Here is an 18,637-nt window from a genome sequence, read left to right on the forward strand (position 1 = left end):
CTTCCTCTGATGCAAGCCAGCCTTCAACTTGTTGAGCGCTGTGATTGGAAAACGCCAGGGTTGACCAGAACATCTTGTATCGCTTCAGGTGAAACAACAAGTTGGGGCAATGCGTTTGCCATCTGTTAAATCTGCTTAATTTTTTGGAAAAAAGTGTCCAGCTCTTGGGTGGATGAAATCGTTTTTCCTTCCCCGTTATCCAGTTGTTGAAGACCGACATTAAGCTTTTGGCGTAAGGCGGATAGTTTGATTTCGTTGACCCAATCTTCATGTAATTCTACAAAACGCAGCGCCTCGCGCACCACTTCACTGGCATTGTTATATAGACCGGTTTCCACTTTCGATTTAATGCGGTTTTCGAGTTCTGGTGTCAGAGAAATATTCATAATTCCTTCTCCAAAAATGCAGCGTTTTGCTAAAGAATCACATTAAAAATAAAGATTGTCAATCTTTGTTTTTGGGGTGTTGGCCCAAAAGCTGTAATGTCCCCTTTTGCTCTCAAGCGGACTGCGCTGTAGCGTAGATCGCTTATGCAGATACAGCTGAAGAAACATGGGTGTCCTTTTTCTAATGTTTTTCTAACATAAACTCCGCCACTGCCCGAAAATACTGCCCGCGCTCTAGGCCGCCGCGATTCTTTCAATCCCCTTAAATTCTGAGGAACTGGACAAACTGGCCGCTTCCAGATCGTAAGCCGCTTGCAGGTTGGTCCAAAACTGCGGCGTGGTTCCCAAAGCCAGGCTTAAACGAATCGCCGTATCCGCCGTAACCGAGCGTTTGCCATGCACAATCTCATTAATGCGTCGTGGCGACACCTGCATCGCTTTGGCCAGCTTGTTTTGCGAAATCGCCAAAGGCTCCAAAAACTCTTCCAGCAAAACTTCACCCGGGTGAATGTTTTCGACTCTATCCATCTTGTCCTCCTAGTGGTAATCCACAATTTCAATGTTTTCGACACGGCCATCGTTCCAGACAAAGCACAACCGCCATTGCTGATTGATGCGGATGCTGTGCTGCCCCTGTCTTTCACCGCTCAAGGCTTCCAGCCGGTTGGCCGGAGGCACCAATAAATCCTCCAGGCACATAGCCGCATCCAGCATTCTTAACTTCATTCGCGCTTTGCGCTGAATAGTCTGGGGCAGTTTTTTAGAAAACCGCCCTTTAAACACCTTTTCGGCTTCTTTGTCTTTGAACGTATTGATCATGATTGGAGTATAACGCATCGCGTTATATAACGCAAAGCGTTATGGGTAAGTGCAGAGGTGATGGGACAAGCCGGGGGTTAGGCTAAAATAATCTGGGTGTCCTTTTACTTAAACCAATAGTCGGTCACGGCTTGAGTGGTCAAGCAAGCGGTCTGCTGCTGATCCTGCTCGGTGACCTCACAGCCCAATGCGGAAAACACGTTGAATTCGGCTTGTTTCCAAAGCGGTTCGGAATCGACAATCAAACCGTCCATATCGAATATCACCGCTTGCAGTTGGTCAGCACTCAAACATTCTTCTCCATAATGTGGCTGGGCAGGCCGTCCAAACTGGTTTGGTTTTTCTGTTCCCAGTATTGCTCAATGCCATCCTCGCCTTTTTTGAGCGCCCATTCGTTCAGATGGTCGCGCTCATCGACGTAATCGAAAAATGGCACGCCCATACCGCAAGACGTCTGCACCAAGTCAATGTCCAGCACAAACAACTGGCGCGCGCCCGGCAGCGGCTGAAACAGACGGTAGAGTTCGTCCCACTGCGGGTCCTTGTGATGCACAACTTTGGCGGAGCCATACAAACGCAAAATCAAAGGCGCACCATCGAACGCACAGAACATCAACGTCATACGCGGCTGTTGCTGCACATGGGCGGCGGTTTCATTGCCGCTGCCGGTCACATTCAACCAAACCACCTGATTCGGCGAAAGCACCCGCAACGAATCCATGCCTTTGGGCGAAAGGTTCACGCGGCTGTCTTGGGTCGCCGTGCCGACAAAATAGACTTTCTGCTGTCGGATGAAATCCGTCAGCTTGTCGTTTAATGCCTCAAGTTTTTGTCCCATCATGTCATCCTTTAATCGGCGCGAAAGGAGTTAAGCCCGACGCCATTAAGTTAGGAAACGCCGTCCATTAGCGAAGCCAAAGCCACATCTTCATTATAAACACGATAAAGTGTCAACGGCGGCTCATGCACCGTAATATGAAAAGTGCGGCCTACGCCATCACCCAACCGCGCATAGTGCGGTGACCCAATATTCTGGAGGCTTTTTACCAAAAAGAGCACTTCTAACCAGGCCTGGTCAAAAGTGAGTCATGCTGACAAAGTGCTGGTGTTGTGGTGTTGGGAAGATTCTTTTTTGATTTGTGCCGAACTGAAATATTTGCGTATATTGCCGATTTATTTTACATTCTTCCTAGAAGAAACATGGGTGTCCTTTTTCTGAGTTCTTTTCTCTTAGCAACTAACAGCTAATCAGCTTCCAATTGCTTAACAACATCTAAAATACTAATCTCATATTTAGCCTCTAATTGAGCAACAAATTGTTTATCAACTCCCCAAATGTAAGCCAAATACCCACGAAGGTAAGGATGTCTTTCATCTTCCAGAGAGTGGTTTAGATAACGATGCACTAAACTCTTAATCTCTCTCTTTTTCTTTCTACCTATACCAACACCTCCGTCATTATTTATAACTAAGCCAGTCACATGCCTATTTACTCTCTTCGACAGGAAAGTTGTTTTGTTAGTATTTAACGCAAGTTTAGGGTATTGAAGACTACTTAAGATGGATTCCATCGCATTATGAAGGTTTATCAAACTTTGCTTGTCATTGCTTGAAAAAGTTAAGTCATCGGCATATCTAGTGTACTTAACGCCGGTACTGTCACACTCAGCGGCAATCGTGACATCAAAATCATAAAGAACAGTATTAGAAATGTATGGAGAACTAGGAGCTCCGATACTCAAAACTATCTCTTCCTTTCTGCTTTGTGAGTAAAAGAACAGACGCGACAAATAGTCTTTTTCATCATCATCAAGAGAAACCCTTTTATGTTTTTCAATATGCTCAATAAGGTCTGACGGCTTAATGGATGGAAAAAAGTCTTTAAAATCCATCTTTAACAAATAAGAACTATCCTTGTGAACCAAAGCATTGTCTCTTATGCTTTTACCTTTAACATATGACATGACACAAGGATGTATCGGTAAATTTATCAAAAATTCATATTCGGACACTACTAGGTTTTGAATTTTTTTCAACAACCTAGACGGCTGAGCTATCAGGCGCTTTTTATCACTATTCCGTTTATCAATAGGAAAAGTTTTATACCTATGAGGTGCACTTCGAACAAAGCTCTTAAGAGTTGATTTATGAACCCCTGTTTTCTCTTTAAGAAAATCAATTAAACTCACTGTCCTTCTCCCTTGAGTGCGAATAATCTTTTTCCATCATTTATGTCTGTGTAGAAAGACATCACTTCCATTTCAACAGTGGGTCTATCAAACTTCCCATCTAAAAAAGAGAATCTGATGCGTGACTGCATTTCGCTACTAATGTAATACTTTGTAGAACCAACTTGCTTAACAAATATTAAGTCTATTTTTTCCATCACAAACAACAACCTTTTTAAACTCTTCTGGCTGTGAGGAATTTCCAATGCGTTCAAGTAGTCCACTATTTCTTGAAACGTTAGTGCGTAAAACAAAGCTACTAACTCTTTAATCAGAAATGCTACATGCCCCTTATGATTCCTATCCAGAGCTTCTGATTTATTAATCCCCTCCAAAAAGGCTTTAATGGTTGAAAAAATATCATCCAAAGCGAAATCGTTCTGAGTGTTGTCATCTAAAACTTTAAAGTCAACATCATAGACAAGGACTTTGTCTGGTTGCAATTTTCTAAGAGGCCCCATCTGGATATACGAAATGGCATTTTCTGGGCAATGGGTACTTTCAACAACAACAAAGAACCTTGGAATGATTGAATTATCCATGACGAAAGTCCCCAGCTCTGCTAGTGAACCTGGGCCTTCAAGAATAACAATGATAACTGACGACAGGAGAGATAAGTCTGTCTGAAACTCAATCAAATCGTCATATATGGCATCGTGTAGCCAGTCCTGAAAGGATTCAGGGTAAATCGTAAGAAAAGAAGGCCCTTGAGTAGTTAAAACCCCGTTAAGCTTTTCTCTAAAACTTCTAGGGCCAGCTTCATCTGTTTGAGTTTTAGCTTTACCGCCAAAAAGTAAAATATGATAAGGCTCAAAGAATACTTGAGATTTATCTAAATTCAGAGAATCGATGAACTGATTTCTTGGGTCTATATTTGCGTCTGACACGGTTATGGTATGCACTTTACCTCAACGGCAGCGCTGAAGGCTTTTTAGCCTTCTAGCGACGTAGGAGCGTAATGAAGGCTAAAAAGCCTTCAGCGCAGCCTAATGCCAATCAATAAACTAAAGTCTGGCTAAACACCTGACTAAATGAATTCGTTAACTCATTTAACACGTAAAGAGCACTTAAAAACTTATCACTTAACGTTAAAAAATGCAACCTGAATCACTAGAAGTTGCTCATCCTAACCTTGTTAATAACATTTTCGCTTGACTTTCTGTAGCTAGGCTCCCATTCTTAATAATGCGAACTGAAATAGACCTCTCCGGCAAAAACATCTCCATCCTACAAAATCATTTTTACCTAGAAAAAGGACACCCATATTTCTTTCAAATAACAAGAGGGCACTGGCTGCGGCTGGAACATGTGGTAGAAGTCGTCCCACTGTGGGTTCTCGCTAGGCACAATTTTCGCGGAGCCATAACAAGCGCAAAATCAAAAGCGCGCCATAATAATCGGGGTTGGATCATGTCACAAAAAGGCTTTGCTACTCCCCTTTGTCTTTAAAAACCACCAGGCCTGGTCAAAAGTGGGTTAGGTTGACAGCTCCCCGATGTAGCGCTGGAACTTTTTGGGTTTGATTTGTTGGATGTCGACCAGGATCAGGGCGTCGATGCAGTCGCCGAAGTCGGGGTCGACGCTGAAGTCGATGAAGCGCATGCCGCCTGGTTCGCACAGTTCGGCGTATTGTTTGAACAGGGTCGGTACTTTGACCTGGTATTGTTCCAACAGCCGGTTGAGTTTTTTGTAGGCCTCTTTGTAGTCGTCCTGAAAGTTTTCTTTGGCCAGTTGCTTGACCTCGTCGGAGGCACGGAACGGTCTCTTGCCCACGGCCATGTTGGCATCGTCGCCAAACTGTTCGCTGAAAAAGGCGACGATCAGTTCCTTGGCCACTTGCGGGTAGGCGTCGGACAGGGTGACCGGCCCGTAAAAGTAACGGATCTCGGGGTGGCGTTTGATGTAGGCGCCGATGCCGTACCACAGATAATCCAGACTGCGTTTGCCCCAGTAGCGGGGTTGCACAAAGCTGCGGCCCATTTCCAGTGATTGTGGCAGCCGCTCGATCAATGGCGGGTTGAAGTCAAACAGGCTGGGGGTATAGAGCCCTTCCATGCCCGAGCGTTCCAGAATTTGCGCGCATTCGCCAATGCGATAAGCGCCCACGATTTCCAGTTCCTGATCGTCCCACAATACCAAATGCCGAAATTCGGCATCAAACGCATCCAGATCGTAGGATTCGCCGGTGCCTTCCTCGACGGTGCGAAAGGTCAGTTCGCGCAGTCGACCGATTTCGCGCATCACCGGGGAATCGGCTTCGTAAGCAAACAACACGATTTTTTTGCCATCGGCGGTTTCGCCCAGCAATTCGCCTTTTTTCAGGTCTTCGCGCAGGGCGCGGCGATCCATTGGATGCGCCAGGGTGTTTTCGGTTTCAAACGGGGTTTTGGCCGCCGCCTTTTTGGGATTGGTCAGACGGTACACGTGCTTGCGCATCAGCTTGGCGATTTTTTTGTCGGGCAGGTCGAGCGCGGCAATGGATTTGAACGGAATCAGGCGGCCAATGTGAAACGCAATCTGCTGGTCGTTTTTATTGAACATTTCCTGCACCAGCATCAAGGTGCCCAGCGGTTTGTAGACGGAGGAAAGGCCGTAAAACAGGGCCGAATTGCGCGCATCGATGTTGATGGGCAAAACCGGGGCGCTGGTTTTTTTGGCCAGTTTCAGAAAGCCGCTTTTCCATTCGCCGTCGCGCACGCCATTGGGTCGGATGCGCGAGACTTCGCCCGCCGGAAAGATGATCACCGCTTCTTCGTTTTCCAGCGCCTGAACCATGGCCTTGAATTGCTGTTTGTAGCTGGCTTTGGCCGAGAGGTTGTCCACCGACAGAAACAGCGATTCAAACGGTTCGACTTTGGAAAGCAGTTCGTTGGCGACGATGCGCACGTCCGGGCGCACGCTGCGCACCAGTTTCAGAATCGCCAGTCCGTCGAGCGAGCCGATGGGGTGATTGGCGACAATGACCACACGTCCGTCGGAGGGAATGTTGTCGAGCTGGCGGTGGTTCACCTGGTAGGAAAAGTTAAAATGCTCTAAACTCTTGTCCAAAAACGCAAAGCCGCGCAGGTGCCGGTTCTGTTCGATGAAGCCATTGATCTGGTCTTCGTGGGTGAGTTTTTTCAGAAACCCCAGCAGGGCACCCGAACCGGGCTTTTGTTTGAAGTCGGGGTATTTGTCGAGAATGGTGGCTTCGATGTCGAGCATAAAAATAACCAGGCCTGGTAGTTGCCAATCAATTGGATGATTTTGGATCACGCACATGACCGGCGCGTGACGAATCAATGAGACTTTTATGAATGTGATCAGAAAAGAGGACTCCCATAGATGGAAATGATTACCCTCACGTATTGGGATTTAGCGGGTCTGTCGGTGATCACGTTGCTGGCCGGTGGCTTGTTGTTTTTAAACGGCTTTGACCACACGCGTCAGTTGGCCGTGGCCGCGGTGCGCATGGTGGTGCAGTTGCTGCTGATGGGCGTGTGGCTGAGCTGGGTGTTTTACTCGGAAAGTCTCCTGCTGGTGGTGCTGGTGTCACTCATTATGATGCTGTTTGCCGGTTACGAGATTCTGAAGCGTCAGACCTGGCGCTTTCGCAAACTGGGCTCCTTCTGGGTGGGATTGATGTCGCTGTCGATGACCGCGCTGGTGCTGACGCTGGGCACGCTGACCCTGATCATCGAACCCGACCCCTGGTTTCAGCCGCAGTATGCGATTCCGCTGTTGGGGATGATTCTGGGCAACAGCATGACCGCGATTGGTCTGGGGCTGAATACTTTGACCCAGAATGCGGTGCAGCAAAAAGACGCGATTGAAGCCCAGCTGGCGCTGGGCAAATCGGCCAAGGAATCGATGGCGTTTTTAAAGCGCCAAAGCCTGCACACCGCCTTGATTCCGGTGGTGAACATGCTGGCCGCCGCCGGGGTGGTGTCTCTGCCGGGGATGATGACCGGGCAGATTCTGGCGGGCGTGGACCCGATCGAAGCGGTCAAATACCAGATCATGATCATGTTTCTGGTGGCCACGTCCACCGCCACCGGGGTGATGATCGCGCTCTGGCTGGCACAAAAACGCCTGTTTGACCCGCGTGAACGCTTGCTGACGGCGCATCTGGTCAAAAATCACTGAATCATTTCAACCGTATCTGACCTTTGGCAAAGGACGCAACAGGATTGAGTCTGGGGCGCGTTAGGCGTAAACTAATTCCTGAGTGTTTTACTCAGGAATTGTCGGGAGCCTCATGCCGTTTCAGTCGCGTTTTACCCAATTGCCGTCGGATTTTTATCAGTTCAATGCCCCGGAGCCGATGCAGGATGCGCATCTGGTCGCGGTCAATGAGGCCCTGCGCACGCAACTGGGTCTGACTTTGAAAGATGAAGCGTTGCTGGCTCTGACTTCGGGGCAGCTGACGCATCCGCAATTGGCCGAGCTGGGATTGCGTCCGTTGGCACAGAAATACACCGGGCATCAGTTTGGCTACTACAATCCGCATTTGGGCGATGGGCGCGGGGTGCTGCTGGGCGAGTGGCAAGCGCCGGACGGCAAGGTATGGGATTTGCATCTCAAGGGGGCAGGACGCACCCGGTTTTCGCGCAATGGCGATGGCCGGGCGGTGCTGCGTTCCAGCATCCGTGAATTTCTGGCCTCCGAGGCGCTTTACGGTCTGGGCGTGCCCACCACCCGTGCGCTGGCGATTGCGACCAGTGACGAGATGGTGCAACGTGAAATTCTGGAGCCACGGGCGACCCTGTTGCGGCTGACGCCTACGCACATCCGTTTCGGCCATTTTGAATGGGCGGCGCGACAAAGCGCGACCGCTCGCGATGCGTTGCTGGGCTATGTGATCGATCATTATTTTCCTGAGGCGCAGGGGCAGTCCTTAAAGCACCAGGCCTGGTACTTTCTGCATTCAGTGTGTCAGCGTACCGCGCGTTTGATCGCGCATTGGCAGGCGGTCGGGTTCAATCACGGGGTGATGAATTCCGACAATATGTCGATTTTGGGTGAGACTTTCGATTTCGGGCCCTACGCGTTTTTTGACGATTTTCAGATCGGATTTGTGTGCAATCACTCGGACACGGACGGGCGCTATGCTTACAGCGAACAGCCGCTCATCGGCCATTTCAACTGCGCCTTGCTGGCCGATGCTCTGGGCGCGTATTTGAGTGAGGACGAGCAGAAAAAAGCGCTGGAGAGTTACGTGGACGAATACAACCGCGTGGCGCTGGCACAGATGCTGGTCAAACTGGGACTGGCGGAGCCACCAAAAGAGCGCAATCAGCCCGAAGCCGAGGTGCAGAAAGGCGACCGGGCGCTGGTGGCCGATGTGTTTATTATGATGGATCAGCAGCGTGTGGATCACAGCCTGTTTTTCCGGCGGCTGGCGTGGCTGGGCACCGAACGCGAACCGGAATTGATGGCGCTGCTGGCCGAGCCGGACGCTTTTGCTGACTGGTTTGAATCGCTGCAACAGCGGATCTCTGAGGCAGGTTTGTCCCAGACCGACTGGCAGGCACGGATTCGAGCGGCCAACCCGTCGATTGTGTTGCGCAGCTACATCGCTCAGGAAATCATTGATGCCGCCGAAAAGGGCGATTACGCGCCTTTGACACAATGGACCCAGGCGCTGCAACGCCCGTTTGACGACCATCCCGAACTGGCCGAGTATCAGCAACCGCCCAAGCCAGCCCAAAAAAGCATGGTGCTCAGTTGTTCGTCGTGAGTCAGGCGAGCTAGGTTTCTTTGTGGTGCTGGATTTTTAAAACCAGAATTTTTTCAGACTGGGGTAACCAGCGGTAGTAAATCCGGTAACCGGCTTTGCCAAAAGGCTTGTGTAAGATTCGCATGCCTTTGAGTTGCGGCACCTCTTTGCCCATTTCCGGGAATAAAGCCAGGTGATCGATTGACGTCGTCAAAGTACGGATGGCTTTGCTGGCGTAGACCTCGCTTTCCTCTGCCAAAAAGCCCCGTAAGCGTATCAGGTCCTCACGGGCATGGGCTGTTAAAACGATCCGAACCATTTATGAGTTCAATTCTGGGGCCGGTTTTTCATCTTCGGTGAACCAGGATTCCACCCAAGGTTTGATCTGGTTGTCCCAGTCAAACTGCTCACCGGTTTCTTCAAACGCTTTCCAAGATAGCAGAGCGTCTTTCAGGTCGTCATCCAGATCGTCGCTTTTGGGCAGATAGTGCGCTTCGAGCACATCAAGGTGCATCGTCAACGCTTCTCGTGCATAAAAAGTTTTGGTTCGTCCGGTCAGTTTGGCCATGGTTTCCAACCGTGATTCGATGTCTTCAGGCAGGCGAATGGCAAGCATAAGGGCCTCCTTTTTCAGTAATGAAGATAAACTGCTATACAAAGTATAGCAAGCCAAGGCTGGCGTTTGCTATTTTTTTAACCCGATAACGCCGCCGTGACGATGGCCTGAGCTTCTTTGAGAATTTCATCCAAATGCGCTTGGCCTTTGAAGCTTTCGGCGTAGATTTTGTAGATGTCTTCGGTGCCGGACGGGCGGGCGGCGAACCAGCCGTTTTCGGTGGTGATCTTGAGTCCGCCGATGGCCGCGCCATTGCCCGGTGCGTGGGTCAGTTTGTCCACAATCGGTTCGCCTGCCAGGGTGTTGGCCTTGACCATGCCGGGCGACAGGTTTTTGAGAATGGCTTTCTGTTCGCGGTTGGCGGGGGCATCAATGCGGCTGTAGACCGGGTGGCCGAATTGTTCGGTCAGCGCCTGATAAAGCTGCCCAGGGTCCTTGCCGGTGACCGCGGTGATCTCGGCGGCCAGCAGGTTCATGATAATGCCGTCCTTGTCGGTGCTCCAGACGGTGCCGTCGCGTCGCAAAAAGGACGCCCCGGCGGATTCTTCGCCGCCGAATCCGAATTCGCCCGAGACCAGTCCGTCGACAAACCATTTGAAGCCGACCGGGACTTCGGACAGGATTTTGCCCAGGCTGGCGACCACGCGATCGATCATGGAACTGGAGACCAGGGTTTTGCCGATTTTGACATCGGCGGCCCAGTCTTTGCGGTGGGTCAGCAGGTATTGAATCGCGACCGCCAGATAATGGTTGGGGTTCATCAGGCCGCTTGACGGGGTGACGATGCCGTGGCGGTCCACATCCGGGTCATTGCCAAAGGCGATGTCAAAACGGTCCTTGAGTTCAATCAGCCCAGCCATGGCGAAAGGCGACGAGCAATCCATGCGGATTTTGCCGTCCTTGTCGACGTGCATAAAGCCAAAGGTGGGATCGACGCGGTCGTTGACCACCTCGATGTTGAGGCCGTAATGCTCGGCAATCGGCTGCCAGAAATCCACGGCGGCACCGCCCATCGGATCGACGCCGATGCGAAGCCCGGCCTGTTTGATCGCGGCCATGTCGATCACGTTTTCCAGATCCTTGACATAGGGCATGATCAGATCCGCTTCGGTGACATGGGCGCAAGCCATCGCTTCGCTCAGTGGCATGCGGTTGATCGCGTTCATGTCGGATTGCAGAATCGCATTGGCGCGATTCTGAATCACATCGGTGGCATCGGTGTCGGCCGGACCGCCATTGGGCGGATTGTATTTGAAGCCGCCGTCCTGTGGCGGGTTGTGGGACGGGGTGATGATCACGCCATCGGCCAGATTGTCCGAGATGTCGGCATTGTGGGTGAGGATGGCGTGCGAAATCACCGGCGTGGGCGTATAGCGGCCATTGCCCTGAATGATCACGTCCAGTCCGTTGCCGACAAAAACCTCAATGGCGGTGGCATGTGCCGCTTCGGAGAGTGCATGGGTGTCCATGCCGATGTAGATGGGGCCGGTGATGCCTTGCTGATCCCGGTATTCGACAATCGCCTGGGCGATGGCGGCGATGTGGTTTTCGTTGAACGCACAGGCGCTGGCGCAGCCTCGATGGCCGGAGGTGCCGAAACTGACCGCCTGATCGGGTTGGCTCACGTCCGGGGTCAGGGTGTAGTAGTCGCTGACCAGTTTGGGGATGTTTTCCAGCAGAGAATGCGGGGCCAGTTTGCCAGCCAGTTCGGAGTGCGCCATGTGTGAGTCCTTTTTTGTGCAATGGTTTGGTTTCATCTTAGCGGATTCTTGTGGGGATTTTAAGCGGAGTAAGGGCAGCGGAGGTGACAAGTCGATGAAGCCGTCGTCTGAATCAGTGATTGCTTGTGTTATACTATAACACTTGAATCGACTGACTTAAGTTCAACAGGTTGCCAGGAATTTGCCCCGATTTTAGTATGAACACGGATCGCTGCTATCACCGCTTTCTTCTGACCGGACCGCGCTTTGCGCTGGTGCTGGGGATTCTGGCTGTGTTCTGGCTGGGGCAAACGTTGGCTTTGGTGCATGAAACCGAGCACCCGTTTCATGAGCACAGTGTTGAATGCGATCTGTATCAAGGCCTGTCACAGCCACTGAGCACGGACGGCATCGGTCCGCCGCCGGTGTTTGCTCTGCTGGGGGCGGAAACCGTCTCCGTTACCCCGGTTCTTTCCCGTCTGTTTTCTGAACTCCCCGTTTTTCAAGGCCGTGCGCCGCCGTTTTCCTGAACGTTGTTTCTTTTGTGTTTTTTGTCATTGTCTACCGGCCTGAACCCGAATGGGTTTTTTACCAGGCCTGGTGGTTCTTGCATGTATTGAGTTCTTCGTTTCGCGCCAAGAGCTCGTTATCAATTTTGTTCAGGAAAATAATATGAGCGTATTGAGAAAGAAAGTCTTAGCTCAGGCCATTGCTGTGGTCATGATTCAGGCCGCCGCGAGCAATGCGGCGGTATTAGCCGCGCAAGCCGAGCCAAGCGGACAGGTTGCGTCCAGCCAGACGGAACTGGCCCCTGTGACCGTTTCCGCCTCCCCCATTCATCCGCATCAGGCGTTTGATGTGCCTTCGCAAATCAACGGTCTGGATGGCGATCACAAACGCGCCGAGCAAAGCGGCTCTCTGGGCGACACGCTGGATGGCATTGCCGGGGTCAATAATCTGGGCACCGGCGCACAGTCCGGCAAACCGGTGATTCGAGGCATGTCCGGCAATCGGGTGAAAGTGCTGTCCAACGGTCAGGCCACCGATTTTCAGACCTATGGCGTGCGTCATCCCGCCAACATCGATCCGTTTCTGGCGGAGCGTCTGGAGGTAGTGCGCGGCCCGCAAAGCGTGTTGTATGGTTCCGAAGCGTTGGGCGGTGTGGTCAATGTGCTGTCACCCGCGATTCCGTACGAGCGTGATACCCACGGCGAAGTGATGGGTGAATACAACTCGCAGAACCGTGAAAAAGTGGCCGGGGCCAAGCTCGGCGCTGGGGGCGACAACTTTGGTATTACCGCTGGGTATGTGCAGCGCAAAGCGGACAATATGACCGTGCCGGATGAAAAAGACCGCGCGCTGTTGACCGGAGAGGTGCCGCATACCAACTACGATAACCGTTCGACGCATATTGGCCTGGGGTATGACGACGATTGGGGCTATGTCGAGTTGCGTCACACTCAGTGGATTGCCAAACAGAATTTTGTGGGCATTCACAAGGAAGGTGACCACTTTCATGCCGAGGCCACAGGGCAGCGTTTGCAAAACGACGAAACCCAGTTGAAAACCGGGCTGTATCTGGACGACTGGACCTTGAAGGCCGATTGGAGTCATACCCAAAATCGACGGGAATCGGCACACGATCTGCCGTATGAAACCATGGCCGCCGACAAGGGCACGGACGACTATCTGGACCTTCGGGTCAAACGCGACGATGTGACCCTGGCGCTGGCGCACCCGAAACTGGGCGATTTTGAAGGCGAAGTCGGCGTGAGTCTGACCGAAAAGGCGCAGACGCTGAAATCCGGTCACTTGGCGCCCGGTGCCGATGTCAGCCAGCAGGCGGTGTATCTGTTTGAAGAGGCCGACTACGATCGCTGGCTGGTGCAGTTCGGTGCCCGTTACGATCGCCACGAGGTCAAAGCGCCGATCAATGAGGCCAATCATCATTTTGTCGAAGACGGTTTTTTTGACGACAGCAATAACGAGCGCACCTTTGAGGTCTTTAGCGGCTCCGTGGGCGCGACCTATCAGCTGGCGGACAATTGGGCACTGGCCGGGTCGCTGGCACGCGGCTATCGCGCACCGAGCATTTTTGAACTTTATGCAGGCGGCGAACACGGCGGGGTGCAGGCGTTTCAGATCGGCAACCCGGATTTGAAGGAAGAAACCTCCATCAACACCGACTTGTCGCTGCGTTGGCAGGGTGAACAGGCGCAAGCCAGCGCCACCGTGTATCAGAACTGGGTCGACAATTACATTTATCTGGAGCGCACCGGCAACACCGTGACCGGCGAATCGGGCAATTCTCTGGATGAAATGCAGGCTCAACAGACCGATGCGCAAATCCGAGGGCTGGAGTTGGCCTATCAGCAGCAATTCACCCAGCACTGGTCGGCCGATGCCGCACTGGAAATCATTGATGGGCGCGACACCGACAACAGCCGTGACTTGCCTCTTATTCCCGCCAATAACCTGCGTTTGGGCGGGAAGTTTCACCCAGCCGATGGCGATGCGCTGAAAAATCAGACCTTGTCGCTGGGGGTGAAACTGGTGGCGGCCAAAGACGCTGCCGGACAATACGAACCCTTCTCCCAGTTTGACGACAGTGCTACCGGCACCGCCTCAACCGATGCCTACAGTGTGTGGGATCTGGGGTATCAGGCGGATGTGAAATGGGACAAACGCACGCTGAAACTGGGGGCCAAAGTCGAAAACCTGTTCGACACCGCCTATGTGGACTTCCTGAATACTTACAAAGGCTACTCGCTTAACCCCGGACGGAACTTTCAGTTAAACGCAGCGTTGCAGTTCTAGCCAGCCAGACGTTCCTTTCTGCCCCGGCGTTCTGTCGGGGTGGTTTCTTATACTTGTTTTTTGCTGTTTGGTAGACTACTATCAGGTACGTTAAAACGTACGTTTGGAGTAGGTCATGACAACATTAAACAGCACCGAAGCGCGATCTAACTTGTACGGCTTGATTTCACAAGTGAATGAATCGCACGAACCGATCACCATTACCGGTAAAAAGGGCAATGCGGTTTTGCTTTCCGAATCGGATTGGCAGTCCATCAATGAAACCCTTTTTCTGTTGAGCGTGCCGGGGATGCGTGAGTCGATTTCCGAGGGACTCAAAACGCCATCCAGCGAATGTTCGGAACAACTGGATTGGTAATGACGTGGAAAATCATCTACACCAAACAAGCGCAAAAAGATGCGAAAAAACTTGCGGCCAGCGGCTTGAAGCCAAAAGCGGAAAAGCTGTTAAAGCGGATGACGGATGATCCTTTTTTCACGCCGCCTCGATTCGAGAAACTGGTCGGGGATTTGACGGGTGCTTATTCACGCCGAATCAACATTCAGCATCGAATCGCCTATCAAGTGTTGGACGATGAAAGAATCATCAAAGTGATTCGGTTGTGGACGCAATACGAATAACAGGGCTACGGAAAAGAAGACCCCCTTCCTCTTTGGCTTAACCTTTGTCTGCCCCGGCGTTCTGCCGGGGTGTTTTTTACCAGGTCTGGTAAAAAACACTTCTCTCTCTTGAAAAAAAATCGCCTGACACCATAAAGCTTGACAGCTTTGGAGCAATTCATAAAATGATTAGCACTCTCAGTAGTGGAGTGCTAATTTTTGATGGCGCGGTTGGCTGGTTTTCAGCCGCCGTGCCATTCTGACAAACGTCAGACACTGGACCCTAACGTGATAAATCAGGAGATAAATCGATGAAGATCAAACCATTACATGACCGTGTGGTTGTACGCCAGAAAGAAGAAGAGAAAGAAACTTCTGGAGGCATTTTGCTGCCCGGTTCGGCGCAGGAAAAAGAGAACATGGGCGAAGTGGTTGCTGTGGGGCCTGGCAAAATGGCCGACAATGGCACGCGCATGGAAATGACCGTGAAGGTCGGCGATCAGGTGTTGTTTGGCCAGTTTTCCGGTCAGGAAGTCAAAGACGCCGAAGGCCAGCCCCTGAAAGTGATGCGTGAAGACGACATCATCGCAATCATCGACTAATTACCAGATTTAAGAGAGGACGAATTAAGATGGCAAAAGACGTACGCTTTGGATTGGAATCGCGTGAAAAGATGGTCGAAGGGATCAATGTCCTGGCCGACGCGGTCAAAGTCACGCTGGGGCCAAAAGGCCGTAATGTGGTACTGGAAAAATCGTTCGGTGCCCCGACCATCACCAAGGATGGTGTGACCGTAGCCCGTGAGATCGAACTGGAAGACAAGTTCATGAATATGGGTGCACAGATGGTGAAGGAAGTGTCTTCCAAAACCAACGATGTGGCCGGTGATGGCACCACGACCGCGACCGTTCTGGCGCAGTCGATTGTGCGCGAAGGCATGAAAGCCGTGGCCGCAGGCATGAATCCGATGGATTTGAACCGCGGGATTCACAAGGCGGTGGAAGCCGTGGTCAAAGAAATTCAGAAAATGTCTGTGCCGTGTGATTCCTATGATTCGATTGCTCAGGTGGGCACGATTTCTGCGAACTCCGATTCTGCTGTGGGCAAGATGATCGCCGACGCGATGGACAAGGTCAGCACCGAGGGTGTGATCACCGTGGAAGAAGGGTCTTCACTGCAGGACGAGCTGGTGGTCGTGGAAGGCATGGAGTTCGACCGTGGTTACCTGTCGCCTTACTTTGTGACCGATCAGGAAAAAATGGTCGCGGAACTGGAAAACCCATACATCCTGTTGTTCGACAAGAAAATCTCCAACATCCGTGAACTGCTGCCGACTCTGGAAGCGGTGTCCAAAACCGGTCGTCCGTTGCTGATTGTGGCGGAAGACGTGGACGGCGAAGCGCTGGCCACCCTGGTGATCAACAACATGCGCGGCGTGATGAAAGTGGCGGCGGTCAAAGCGCCCGGCTTTGGTGAGCGTCGCAAAGCCATGTTGCAGGATATGGCGGTGCTGACAGGCGGCAGCGTGATTTCGGAAGAAGTGGGTCTGACTCTGGAAAACGTCGAGCTGGACATGCTGGGCGAAACCAAGTCGGCCGTTGTGGGCAAAGACAGCACCAAGCTGATCGATGGCACCGGTTCCAAGGACGACATCGAAGGCCGTTGCGCGCAGATCAAAGCTCAGATGGAAAATACCACTTCCGAGTACGACAATGAGAAGTTGCAGGAACGTCTGGCCAAGCTGGCTGGCGGTGTCGCCGTCATCAAAATGGGTGCGGCCACTGAAATGGAAATGAAAGAGCGTAAAGACCGTGTGGACGATGCGTTGCATGCGACCCGTGCGGCGGTTCAGGAAGGCATTGTGGCCGGTGGTGGTACCGCGCTGGTACGTGCCCGCGCCAATGTGTCGGTCAAAGGCGACAACGACGACCAGCAGGTTGGCATCGAAATCGCGCTGCGCGCCATGGAAGAACCCATGCGTCAGATCGCGTCCAACTGTGGTCTGGAAGGCTCTGTGATTGTGAACAAGGTGATGGAAGCCAAGCCTGAAATCGGGTTTGATGCCACTTCTGAAACCTATGTGGACATGATCAAGCAGGGCATCATCGATCCGGCCAAAGTGACCCGTTCTGCCTTGCAGAATGCGGCTTCGATTGCCGGGCTGGTGCTGACCACAGGCGCGGCGATTGCCGACCTGCCATCCAAGGACGACGGCGCTGATGCTGCCGGAGGCGGTGGCATGGGCGGAATGGGCGGCATGGGCGGCATGATGTAAGCCCTGGCTCTCAAACGTCTGAGAAAGACCGAACCCGCGTCAACGTTGTTGGCGCGGGTTTTTTTGTTTATTTATGGGTAAGGTGGCTCGTGCTAAAATGCGGTTTTACCCAACAAATTGAAATATGGATGGCTGGATGACACAGGCAAAAATCAAAATCGGGATTGTCGGCGGCACCGGGTTTACCGGCGTTGAATTGCTGCGTATGTTGAGCACGCACGATCAGGTGCAGGTAGATGTGATCACCGCGCGTTCCGAAGCCGGGATGCCGGTGGCGGAGATGTTTCCCAATCTGCGCGGGGTGACCGATCTGGTGTTCCGTGAACCCGAGCTGGAAAGTCTGAGCCAGTGTGATCTGGTGTTTTTTGCAACGCCGCATGGCGTGGCCATGGAGATGGCTCCGGCGCTGGTCGAAGCCGGGGTGCGCGTGATCGATCTGGGCGCGGATTTCCGTCTGGAGGATCTGGACGTCTGGTCGCAGTGGTATGGGATGGAACACAGTGCCGAAATTCTGATGAGACGGGTGGCATACGGCTTGCCGGAATGGTATCGACAGGCCATCAGTCAGGCCAGAGTCATCGCCAATCCGGGCTGTTATCCCACCGCCATTCTGCTGGGGGCGCTGCCGTTTCTCAAAGCAGGCCTGGTCAAAAGCGACGGCATTGTGGCCGATGGCAAATCCGGCGTCAGCGGGGGCGGCCGCGGAGCCAAGGTGGCGATGCTGGGCGCGGAAATGAGCGAAAGCTTCAAGGCCTATGGCATCAGCGGCCATCGTCATCTGCCGGAAATTCAGGAGAAGGCGTCGCAGGTGGCGGAAAAACCGGTGTCTGTGACCTTTGTGCCGCATCTGGTGCCGATGGTACGGGGCATGGAAACGACCCTGTATCTGCCGCTGACCGACCCCGATTCGCCGCAGTCGGAGGTGGCTGCGCTGCAGTCGCTGCTGGAGGCGACCTATGCCGACGAACCGTTTGTGGACGTGATGCCGCCGGACTCTTTGCCGGAAACCCGCAGCGTGCGTGGCTCCAATCTGTGTCGGCTGAGTCTGTCTCGGCCGCAAAACGGGAATACACTGGTGGTGACGTCGGTGATCGACAATCTGGTCAAGGGCGCGGCCGGGCAGGCGATTCAGAATATGAACATTCTGTTTGGCTGGCCCGAAGACAAAGGCCTGCAACAGATCGGGCTGATGCCTTAACCCGGAAATTTACCTTCGGTTTCTTCGATTCATAAATTTGCGCCAATATCGCGCAGGCAATTGTTTTCACAAGGAAATTTCTGAAGGAGCGTCGTATCAACGATTACGACCGACTGAAGAAACGAAGAACTCGACGCCCGAAGGGGTAAGTCGAGCAATATTTCTTGTGGAATCAAGGGGCAAGCGAGATGCTGCATCATTTATGAATTTTCCGGGTTAACGCCGTGTCGCAGGGCGTTTGCCATGCCGGAACTTACCAGGCCTGGTAAAAAGTGACCCGTCTGCAGGGTTTTGTTACAA

The 18,637-nt window shown here is 52.3% G+C and carries 20 protein-coding genes; 9 read left to right on the forward strand and 11 right to left on the reverse strand.

Going from position 1 to position 18,637, the window contains the following annotated elements:
- Positions 1–125 precede the first annotated feature (125 nt).
- The 8 genes from A377_RS0106495 to A377_RS0106535 all read right to left on the reverse strand — a co-directional run bounded on the left by A377_RS0106495 (position 126) and on the right by A377_RS0106535 (position 6,637).
- On the reverse strand, positions 126–386 hold the full coding sequence (locus A377_RS0106495; RefSeq protein WP_019895431.1) for a type II toxin-antitoxin system ParD family antitoxin: 261 nt from the start codon (positions 384–386) through the stop codon (positions 126–128).
- Positions 387–620: 234 nt separating this feature from the next.
- Positions 621–914 (reverse strand): HigA family addiction module antitoxin, encoded by a 294-nt coding sequence (locus A377_RS0106500; protein WP_019895432.1) that lies wholly within the window; start codon positions 912–914, stop codon positions 621–623.
- Between the two features lie 9 nt (positions 915–923).
- Positions 924–1,223, reverse strand: a complete 300-nt coding sequence (locus tag A377_RS0106505; protein ID WP_322785807.1) for a type II toxin-antitoxin system RelE/ParE family toxin — start codon at positions 1,221–1,223, stop codon at positions 924–926.
- A gap of 86 nt (positions 1,224–1,309) precedes the next feature.
- Entirely contained in the window at positions 1,310–1,495 is a 186-nt protein-coding gene (locus A377_RS13115) for an HAD hydrolase-like protein (protein ID WP_157760778.1), read from the reverse strand.
- The gene (locus A377_RS0106515; RefSeq protein WP_245546796.1) at positions 1,492–2,046 is read right to left on the reverse strand and encodes a pyridoxamine 5'-phosphate oxidase family protein; all 555 of its coding nucleotides are present in this window, start codon (positions 2,044–2,046) and stop codon (positions 1,492–1,494) included. The genes A377_RS13115 and A377_RS0106515 overlap by 4 nt, the downstream gene beginning before the upstream one ends.
- Positions 2,047–2,449: 403 nt before the next feature.
- The gene (locus A377_RS0106525; protein WP_019895437.1) at positions 2,450–3,394 is read right to left on the reverse strand and encodes a retron St85 family RNA-directed DNA polymerase; all 945 of its coding nucleotides are present in this window, start codon (positions 3,392–3,394) and stop codon (positions 2,450–2,452) included.
- On the reverse strand, positions 3,391–4,320 hold the full coding sequence (locus A377_RS0106530; protein ID WP_157760780.1) for a retron St85 family effector protein: 930 nt from the start codon (positions 4,318–4,320) through the stop codon (positions 3,391–3,393). The genes A377_RS0106525 and A377_RS0106530 overlap by 4 nt, the downstream gene beginning before the upstream one ends.
- Positions 4,321–4,909: 589 nt before the next feature.
- Positions 4,910–6,637, reverse strand: a complete 1,728-nt coding sequence (locus A377_RS0106535) for a GNAT family N-acyltransferase (RefSeq protein ID WP_019895440.1) — start codon at positions 6,635–6,637, stop codon at positions 4,910–4,912.
- Between the two features lie 126 nt (positions 6,638–6,763).
- Here A377_RS0106535 and A377_RS0106540 point away from each other — a divergent pair, with 126 nt between their 5' ends.
- Both A377_RS0106540 and A377_RS0106545 read left to right on the forward strand, forming a co-directional pair.
- Positions 6,764–7,558, forward strand: coding sequence for an ABC transporter permease (locus tag A377_RS0106540; protein WP_051083172.1), 795 nt, complete (start codon positions 6,764–6,766; stop codon positions 7,556–7,558).
- 112 nt (positions 7,559–7,670) lie between these two features.
- Entirely contained in the window at positions 7,671–9,152 is a 1,482-nt protein-coding gene (locus A377_RS0106545; protein ID WP_019895442.1) for a protein adenylyltransferase SelO, read from the forward strand.
- A 10-nt stretch (positions 9,153–9,162) separates the two neighbouring features.
- Here A377_RS0106545 and A377_RS12100 read toward each other — a convergent pair whose 3' ends face one another.
- From A377_RS12100 to pgm, 3 genes are all read right to left on the reverse strand, one after another.
- Complete coding sequence (locus A377_RS12100; RefSeq protein WP_019895443.1) at positions 9,163–9,450, reverse strand: type II toxin-antitoxin system RelE/ParE family toxin; 288 nt, start codon at positions 9,448–9,450, stop codon at positions 9,163–9,165.
- Positions 9,451–9,747, reverse strand: a complete 297-nt coding sequence (gene relB, locus A377_RS12985) for a type II toxin-antitoxin system RelB family antitoxin (RefSeq protein ID WP_019895445.1) — start codon at positions 9,745–9,747, stop codon at positions 9,451–9,453.
- Positions 9,748–9,824: 77 nt separating this feature from the next.
- Positions 9,825–11,468: a phosphoglucomutase (alpha-D-glucose-1,6-bisphosphate-dependent) gene (gene pgm, locus A377_RS0106560; RefSeq protein WP_019895447.1), complete on the reverse strand. Its 1,644-nt coding sequence runs from the start codon at positions 11,466–11,468 to the stop codon at positions 9,825–9,827.
- A gap of 197 nt (positions 11,469–11,665) precedes the next feature.
- Here pgm and A377_RS0106565 point away from each other — a divergent pair, with 197 nt between their 5' ends.
- From A377_RS0106565 to argC, 7 genes are all read left to right on the forward strand, one after another.
- Positions 11,666–11,977 (forward strand): hypothetical protein, encoded by a 312-nt coding sequence (locus tag A377_RS0106565; protein ID WP_019895448.1) that lies wholly within the window; start codon positions 11,666–11,668, stop codon positions 11,975–11,977.
- A gap of 142 nt (positions 11,978–12,119) precedes the next feature.
- Positions 12,120–14,264, forward strand: coding sequence for a TonB-dependent receptor (locus tag A377_RS0106570; protein WP_033422846.1), 2,145 nt, complete (start codon positions 12,120–12,122; stop codon positions 14,262–14,264).
- A 115-nt stretch (positions 14,265–14,379) separates the two neighbouring features.
- Complete coding sequence (locus tag A377_RS0106575; protein WP_028485327.1) at positions 14,380–14,622, forward strand: type II toxin-antitoxin system Phd/YefM family antitoxin; 243 nt, start codon at positions 14,380–14,382, stop codon at positions 14,620–14,622.
- The gene (locus tag A377_RS0106580) at positions 14,598–14,885 is read left to right on the forward strand and encodes a Txe/YoeB family addiction module toxin (protein WP_245546798.1); all 288 of its coding nucleotides are present in this window, start codon (positions 14,598–14,600) and stop codon (positions 14,883–14,885) included. Before A377_RS0106575 ends, A377_RS0106580 begins: the two co-directional genes overlap by 25 nt.
- A 290-nt stretch (positions 14,886–15,175) precedes the next feature.
- Positions 15,176–15,466, forward strand: coding sequence for a co-chaperone GroES (locus tag A377_RS0106585; protein ID WP_019895452.1), 291 nt, complete (start codon positions 15,176–15,178; stop codon positions 15,464–15,466).
- Positions 15,467–15,495: 29 nt separating this feature from the next.
- A complete protein-coding gene (gene groL / locus A377_RS0106590) occupies positions 15,496–17,139 on the forward strand; it encodes a chaperonin GroEL (protein WP_028485328.1) in 1,644 nt (547 codons plus the stop codon).
- A 136-nt stretch (positions 17,140–17,275) separates the two neighbouring features.
- Positions 17,276–18,337 carry an N-acetyl-gamma-glutamyl-phosphate reductase gene (argC, locus tag A377_RS0106595; RefSeq protein ID WP_033423083.1) on the forward strand — a complete coding sequence of 354 codons (1,062 nt, stop codon included), beginning with the start codon at positions 17,276–17,278 and terminating at the stop codon, positions 18,335–18,337.
- Positions 18,338–18,637: the final 300 nt, after the last annotated feature.

Origin of the sequence: Hydrogenovibrio halophilus DSM 15072 (assembly GCF_000384235.1) — a bacterium.
Taxonomy (GTDB): domain Bacteria; phylum Pseudomonadota; class Gammaproteobacteria; order Thiomicrospirales; family Thiomicrospiraceae; genus Hydrogenovibrio; species Hydrogenovibrio halophilus.

Coding starts and splice junctions, on each gene's coding strand:
- A377_RS12100 (WP_019895443.1), bottom strand. CDS start 9,450: ATGGTTCGGATCGTTTTAACAGCCCATGCCCGTGAGGACCTGATACGC.
- A377_RS0106505 (WP_322785807.1), bottom strand. CDS start 1,223: ATGCGTTATACTCCAATCATGATCAATACGTTCAAAGACAAAGAAGCC.
- A377_RS0106515 (WP_245546796.1), bottom strand. CDS start 2,046: ATGATGGGACAAAAACTTGAGGCATTAAACGACAAGCTGACGGATTTC.
- A377_RS0106495 (WP_019895431.1), bottom strand. CDS start 386: ATGAATATTTCTCTGACACCAGAACTCGAAAACCGCATTAAATCGAAA.
- A377_RS0106585 (WP_019895452.1), top strand. CDS start 15,176: ATGAAGATCAAACCATTACATGACCGTGTGGTTGTACGCCAGAAAGAA.
- groL (WP_028485328.1), top strand. CDS start 15,496: ATGGCAAAAGACGTACGCTTTGGATTGGAATCGCGTGAAAAGATGGTC.
- A377_RS0106575 (WP_028485327.1), top strand. CDS start 14,380: ATGACAACATTAAACAGCACCGAAGCGCGATCTAACTTGTACGGCTTG.
- A377_RS0106570 (WP_033422846.1), top strand. CDS start 12,120: ATGAGCGTATTGAGAAAGAAAGTCTTAGCTCAGGCCATTGCTGTGGTC.
- A377_RS0106565 (WP_019895448.1), top strand. CDS start 11,666: ATGAACACGGATCGCTGCTATCACCGCTTTCTTCTGACCGGACCGCGC.
- A377_RS0106535 (WP_019895440.1), bottom strand. CDS start 6,637: ATGCTCGACATCGAAGCCACCATTCTCGACAAATACCCCGACTTCAAA.
- A377_RS0106545 (WP_019895442.1), top strand. CDS start 7,671: ATGCCGTTTCAGTCGCGTTTTACCCAATTGCCGTCGGATTTTTATCAG.
- A377_RS0106540 (WP_051083172.1), top strand. CDS start 6,764: ATGATTACCCTCACGTATTGGGATTTAGCGGGTCTGTCGGTGATCACG.
- A377_RS0106580 (WP_245546798.1), top strand. CDS start 14,598: ATGTTCGGAACAACTGGATTGGTAATGACGTGGAAAATCATCTACACC.
- relB (WP_019895445.1), bottom strand. CDS start 9,747: ATGCTTGCCATTCGCCTGCCTGAAGACATCGAATCACGGTTGGAAACC.
- pgm (WP_019895447.1), bottom strand. CDS start 11,468: ATGGCGCACTCCGAACTGGCTGGCAAACTGGCCCCGCATTCTCTGCTG.
- A377_RS0106500 (WP_019895432.1), bottom strand. CDS start 914: ATGGATAGAGTCGAAAACATTCACCCGGGTGAAGTTTTGCTGGAAGAG.
- argC (WP_033423083.1), top strand. CDS start 17,276: ATGACACAGGCAAAAATCAAAATCGGGATTGTCGGCGGCACCGGGTTT.